We start from the raw sequence: 6,173 nt of genomic DNA on the forward strand, positions 1-6,173 counted from the left end.
GAATTCGCTCATTAATACCCCAAATTCTCTCATAAAACTCACAAATTCGCCCATTGAAGAGAACAGTCGATAAATATCAAAGAATTAGAGAGTAATTTTACACAAAATATGATTCTACTTGAGTTATAACAACATTATTTATGAAAAAAGCTATTTAAAAGAAGGAAACCATCCTTTTATATAGAATGTATGTATTTTAATTAAGAGGAGGATGATCTCAATGGGGAGAAGATTGTTACTGGTATCTTCCTTACCAGGATATAACGAAGAAATTGGCAGATGGCTATGGTGTTTAGAGGATGTACGCCGTACTCTTTTAACAGAATTAACAGGTATCAGCCAAACGATACTCGATACCAAAATGGATGAAAGACAAACGATTGGCTCGTTGTTGTATCACATTGCCTTGATCGAGGCAGATTGGTTATATGAAGAGGTACTTGTTACCGAATGGGATCCCGAAATACGCTCGATGTTTCCGTTAGAACACAGGTCCGAAGATGGCTCTTTAGCCCACATTGAGGGACAAAGTTTAGAGGAACATTTTCACCGCCTTCAAAAGGTTCGTGAAGTATTTCTTTCCCACTTTCGTTCAATGGACGTAACGGATTGGCGTAAACCAAGGGTACTTGAACAATATGACGTCACACCTGAGTGGGTTGTGTATCATTTGATTGAACATGAATCCCATCATAGAGGTCAAATTTTCCAGTTGCTCAAAAAATTACGGAATGATTATTAATTGGTTTTACTTTCTCCACGAATTTTTAATATTGAGAAATCTTCCATATTCCAGCTTAATATGCCATTCTTGAATGAGTAGGGATTCTTTTNNATATTAAAGGAAGGAAGTGGAGAGGATGAAACGACAAAGAACCTTTTTTCTTATTAAAGATTTGATATTTGAACTCAAAAAGCCCGAAATTACACTAAAACAAATCAGAGTTTCAGAGATTAAAATTGAAAATGAGGAATATAAAGCACTTCGCAAAAAATTCGATGAAGATGTTTTTCATATAGAAAAAAAACCTGAGGGTTGGTTTATTACGGAGAAGGAGTAAGCCCATCTCGTTTGAGAAGGGTTTTTTCATGTAAGGATATGTTATTTCATATTGAACGATCTGATTAATTGATCAACGAGATTAATGCATAATAGTTGATTATAATAAAAAAAGAACTATTAGTACTTAAGCTGAAAAAGTTTTAATTTTTAAGAAAAGGAGCAAGAAGATATGACAATAGCAGTTATATATGGGGGAACCCGTCCAAATGGCAATACAGAAACACTCACAGAACACGTTATTCAAGGAATCGCTTCAGAAAAAATTTACTTAAAAGAACATCATATCCAACCCATTGTAGACATGCGTCATTCACCCGATGGATTTCAGGATAGAAATGATGAGTATAACTCCATCATCGAACGGATCCTGCCGCATGACATTTTAATATTTTCTACTCCCATTTACTGGTACAGTATGTCGGGAACTATGAAAAACTTTATAGACAGGTGGTCTCAAACATTAAGGGATCCAAAATTTCCTGACTTCAAAAATAGAATGGCGTCCAAAAAAGCATTTGTGATTGCTGTTGGAGGCGATCATCCATACCTGAAAGGTCTGCCCATGATTCAACAGTTTAAGTATATCCTTGATTTTATGGGAATGGATTTTGGTGGATATGTCCTTGGAGAAGGGAACCAACCTGAGGACGTTCTACAAGACAAAGCTGCACTTTTCGCTGCTTCTCAGCTACATAATAAGTTAATAAATGCTGAATGAAACACTTAAAAGGATCAATAAGATGGCTTTGCTGCTCCATTTGAAGGATTATTTGTTGAAGGTCATGCTGCAAGCCCGAAAAAGCATAGGAAATCAAAGAACATACAATCAATCGTGCAAAAGAATAAGCCCAATCGTTTTAATTTATTTGGGCCAATAGAAGGCGGATCGATTTGAAGATCTGCCTTTTCTTGCGGTGCTCCTTTTTTAATGAGTTAACCAGCAATTTAGCATTCCTTTAGAACGTTATTTTTCGACTATGAAAAAAAATGGTGCTCCTCAGGTAAGATATGAGTAAAAATCTACGCCTTTTTTCACTTAAGTGCGGAATGTTGGGTGTGACGTTTTTTATAATGATTTTACTATATATTTCTTTATACTCAAACTAATCACTAAGATTAATGGAATGATAAGTTGTAATGGTAGGTGCAAATAAAGTGGAACGACTTTCAATCCAATGAACAAGTGTTGAATGATGTTTTTAGATAATGTAAATGCAAATAAAAAAGTTAGGATGGTTGCAGCGATAATTTGCCGATTCATCTTTGCCTTTGGAAACAATTGAGCAAGAATCATTAACCCGCCGTACATATATATAGAAATTTTTACAAATCCACCTATAAGATTGAGTATTACCACAAAAGCATCTAAGTGCGGCAGGAAATCTAAGACAGCGGTTAGCTCGACAGCCTTTACAAAAGGAAATACATACAAGTTGACTGTTTCAGGGCTTAACAAGCCCAGTATCATTTCTCCGGCTAATAGTAGTAACACTCCAGTTGTACACACAGAAATCCAACCGTATTTTCGTAAGGCTTTTCTATCGTTTACATACGGAAATACCATGGTAAATACGATGAGCTCACCATACGGAAAGGTTAATCCGGTTGGGAAAACGGAAGAAATGATCTGCTTCCAGCTCGTCCGAAATACTGGAGTTAAATGGCTGAAATTAAAATAAGGAGATAAGTATCCAAATACCATGCATACCAAAATAATAACGCATGTAAAAGCAAATAAAATCAGTGAGCTTCTTGCCGTAGCTTCGATGCCAAGGAAACAACTATATGACACCACCAAAAGAAACGTGAAAGATATAATCCCAAAAGGGATATTGTTAAATAGCACTTGACCGATGAAAAAAGAAAAATCTTTCAACACTCTTCCGGCGATGTATAAAAAGTATAGACAATAAATAAATCCAAGTAGTTTAGATATCCACTTTCCAAATCCTAGTTCCAAGAGTTGAATTAAATTTCCCCATTTTCCCAAAGAGTGAAGCAGGATATAGAAATAAAAAATCCCCACTCCCAAACCTAAAGATAATAAGATCGTGATCCACACATCTTGTTTCGTTTCGAAATTCCATCCTACGACAATAGCACTACCAAGCAAAAAGTTGATCATTAAGGAAAATATTTCAATTGGCGCTAATCTGACCATCATCCTATCGAGTCCTTTCCATGCACAGAGTCAATTTTATTGCGATGAAAATTCTCCTGGCTCTATAAGATCAACCCGTACTCTTATCCGAATGGGTACGGTTGAATAGACGGAATCCCAATCATTTTTAACCCGGTCCCACCGATCAGGTTGTTTTCGATACAAAGTTTCTCCAAATCCATCTATATCGGTTTTTTTATTTTGCGTTTTTGCTATCAGATGATTAATCTGGTTTTGAAGGTCATGTTCTGCATCGTGTTCCAATTGGGCAATGGCTTGGACAGTAGAAGTGTCCATCTTGCACGACACATCCGACATTTTAGCTTTTATTTGAACCTGAAGAAGAAAGGATGGAACTCCCTTTTTATCTAGTAAATGTATAACAGATTTGCTTCGCATGTCTTTCCACGTCACATATCCAGACTGTTTACGGCACTTCGTTACCATTGTGGTATCTTGTATTTTGGTTCGGGTTAACGCATATAGGTTGCTTTCCTGTGAAGAAAGCCAGTATGAAAATCGTTGATGTTGAAACACAGCTAATCCTTCTATCTCTACTGTCATATCTGGACTCGCCTTTTCTATATTGCTTTTTGAAATTCCCTTTAAAGTACGACCTATTTTGGTAATATAAGGGATGGTTAGTTCTGTCCTATTTTGTAATACCATTCCCTTTATTTTGTCGGCAGTCATATCCGAGAGATTCCCCCAGGACTCACGTTTTCGATTCAACATTTCTTCGAATCTTGTTCCCGAAACTTTTTGAATAGGCATGATGATTTGAAGCAGTTTATCTGGTTTCACTCCCATTGATATGACCCACCTTATATTGGAAGGAAGATTGGATTCCCGCAAAAAGTAATCCGCAAGAGCATTTATTCCTTCGGATTTTACCAATGATTCCCCTAATACAGCCACTTCCACGCTATCCAAGAAGATTGTCCGCGAGAATTTATTTTGAATACGGTCGATTGCTTCAGGAATGGTTCGTCCGTGTGCACTGTACGTATACGCACCTAGTTCAGCTGCTCCTTCTTTGCTGGTGGCAGCTGGATTATATTTTTGGAGGGTAACGATGTATCCTTTTTTACTTTTATCAATCCCGATCGCAGAAATAACGCTAATTTTATCCAACATGTTGTCCTGTACTTGTTTGCTTACCACTAAGGCGATGATTAATCCTATCGCTAGATAGAGGGTTATAGTTGATTTCCTTAGCATACGTTTCTCCTTTTTACCCTTTATCTGTCTCTTCAATCATTTCTTCGTTCGTGAAATGAGATTCATCGTTTGTCATTTCCTCTTGTGATAGTTGAATAGCGCTGTCTTTTAAATCATGAGCAACGAGTGGAGCGAAAGGCGATAAATAAGGTACGCCAAAGCTACGCAAAGAACAAAGATGAAGCAATAATAGAAGTGACAACAAGGCAATTCCGTAGAAGCCAAGTGCTGCACCCATGGCAGTAAAACAAAGAGAGATATTTGTTGCAGCTATTCTCAGTGTATTAATAGGGACAACACTTAAGAAAATATAAGTAACACTAACTACAACTAAGCTAGCAGCTCCTACTAATTGCGATTCTATTGCAGACTGCCCCAAAATGATTCCTCCAAAAATGGACACCGTAATAGCAATGTTTTGAGGTAACCGAGTGGAGCTTTCGTTTATTGCAATTAGCACAATCGTCAAAACGGTTACTTCTAACGAGGTTGGAAATGGTACCAATTCTCGTTGTGACACAAAACCCACTAGCAGTTTAACAGGTAACAAATTTGCATGGTAGGTTACAAACGCTACATACATCCCAGGAATGTACATAGAAAAAATAAATAGAAAAAAACGAATCAATCGCGGATTAACTAAACCTGTTTTACCTTGATAATAGTCCTCCGGTGTTTGGAAGAATTGGATAAGAACCGCAGGAGCAATAAGAACAAAAGGCGAACCATCTACAAAGATTGCGATTTTTCCTTCCAGCATTTCGCCAGCAACTACATCAGGTCTATCCGTATTGAGCATGAGTGGAAAAAAGGACTTGGTCTCCTTCGTCAGAACCATTTCAATGTAATTTGCTTCCAGCACTGCATCCAACTGGAGGTTTTTTAGGCGTGTATAAATTGTGTCTAGCACTTGTTTATCCACTATGTTTTCAATGTACATAACCGATACGTCTGTACGGGTGTTTGTTCCATACTGTTTGGTGGTTACTCTTACATTCGGATTTTTAATAATCTGACGAACGAGAGAGATGTTTGTACTTCTATTTTCGGAGAAACCGACATCAGGTCCTTTAGCAACTCGTTGTCCTTTCGGGCTTTCTATGCTTCGTCCGTTCCATTTGACTGTATTGGCAGAGAGAAACGTATTTATTCCTTCCACAATGACAAGGGTTTTGCCTTCCAGCAACTCATTTGAAGCATGTGTCACATCTTCCACGCGTGTAATATTTATCGATTGAATGACAGCTGATTCCATAAAAGCTAGCAGTTCCTCATCCGTTTTAGAATGGGGTATGTAGTATGATACTAGGGGTTCTATTACGTATCGTTGAACAACGTTGGAATCGGCGATCTCATCGAAGAATAGAACTGCCGCTTTCTTATCTATACTTGTCAAAGAAATCTCTCTTACTTGAAAATCAGAACTATTACCTAAAATAGTATTTAAAATTCGTATATTGTTTTGCAGAACATTTGATACCTCGCTGTTCACTTTCATTTTTACCACCGCATTTTAATTCAAATAGATAACTTAGTTTTTCTTAGATGGTAAATAAGTATGTATGTGATGAAATCAGTCACTTTTTAGATAATGGTGTTTTGAATCATTTTAATACTATTTAAAGGCGTTTTCCGAAAAAGCGGAAGATTCCTGTTTTCCGGAAAAAGAAACAGGGATTTCATTCCGAAAAAACGGAATACATTTATTTTATTTAAATAAGAAAAAGA

The 6,173-nt window shown here is 37.0% G+C and carries 6 protein-coding genes; 3 read left to right on the forward strand and 3 right to left on the reverse strand.

Annotated features, from left to right (window positions below):
• Nucleotides 1-220 precede the first annotated feature (220 nt).
• From V7137_RS29045 to V7137_RS29055, 3 genes are all read left to right on the forward strand, one after another.
• The gene (locus tag V7137_RS29045) at nucleotides 221-742 is read left to right on the forward strand and encodes a DinB family protein (protein WP_335701279.1); all 522 of its coding nucleotides are present in this window, start codon (nucleotides 221-223) and stop codon (nucleotides 740-742) included.
• A gap of 118 nt (nucleotides 743-860) precedes the next feature.
• On the forward strand, nucleotides 861-1,061 hold the full coding sequence (locus tag V7137_RS29050) for a hypothetical protein (RefSeq protein WP_218350662.1): 201 nt from the start codon (nucleotides 861-863) through the stop codon (nucleotides 1,059-1,061).
• A 171-nt stretch (nucleotides 1,062-1,232) separates the two neighbouring features.
• Nucleotides 1,233-1,781, forward strand: coding sequence for a flavodoxin family protein (locus V7137_RS29055; protein ID WP_335701280.1), 549 nt, complete (start codon nucleotides 1,233-1,235; stop codon nucleotides 1,779-1,781).
• 348 nt (nucleotides 1,782-2,129) lie between these two features.
• Here the strand turns inward: V7137_RS29055 and V7137_RS29060 are convergent, their stop codons facing one another.
• Genes V7137_RS29060 through V7137_RS29070 form a run of 3 tightly spaced genes read right to left on the reverse strand, consistent with a single transcriptional unit; the run spans nucleotide 2,130 to nucleotide 5,943 of the window.
• The gene (locus V7137_RS29060; RefSeq protein WP_335701281.1) at nucleotides 2,130-3,227 is read right to left on the reverse strand and encodes a GerAB/ArcD/ProY family transporter; all 1,098 of its coding nucleotides are present in this window, start codon (nucleotides 3,225-3,227) and stop codon (nucleotides 2,130-2,132) included.
• 33 nt (nucleotides 3,228-3,260) lie between these two features.
• Nucleotides 3,261-4,445, reverse strand: coding sequence for a Ger(x)C family spore germination protein (locus tag V7137_RS29065; RefSeq protein WP_335701282.1), 1,185 nt, complete (start codon nucleotides 4,443-4,445; stop codon nucleotides 3,261-3,263).
• A 13-nt stretch (nucleotides 4,446-4,458) separates the two neighbouring features.
• Nucleotides 4,459-5,943 carry a spore germination protein gene (locus V7137_RS29070; protein WP_335701283.1) on the reverse strand — a complete coding sequence of 495 codons (1,485 nt, stop codon included), beginning with the start codon at nucleotides 5,941-5,943 and terminating at the stop codon, nucleotides 4,459-4,461.
• Between the last annotated feature and the right edge of the window lie 230 nt (nucleotides 5,944-6,173).

The organism is Neobacillus drentensis (assembly GCF_036962765.1).
Lineage (GTDB): Bacteria > Bacillota > Bacilli > Bacillales > Cytobacillaceae > Neobacillus > Neobacillus drentensis_C.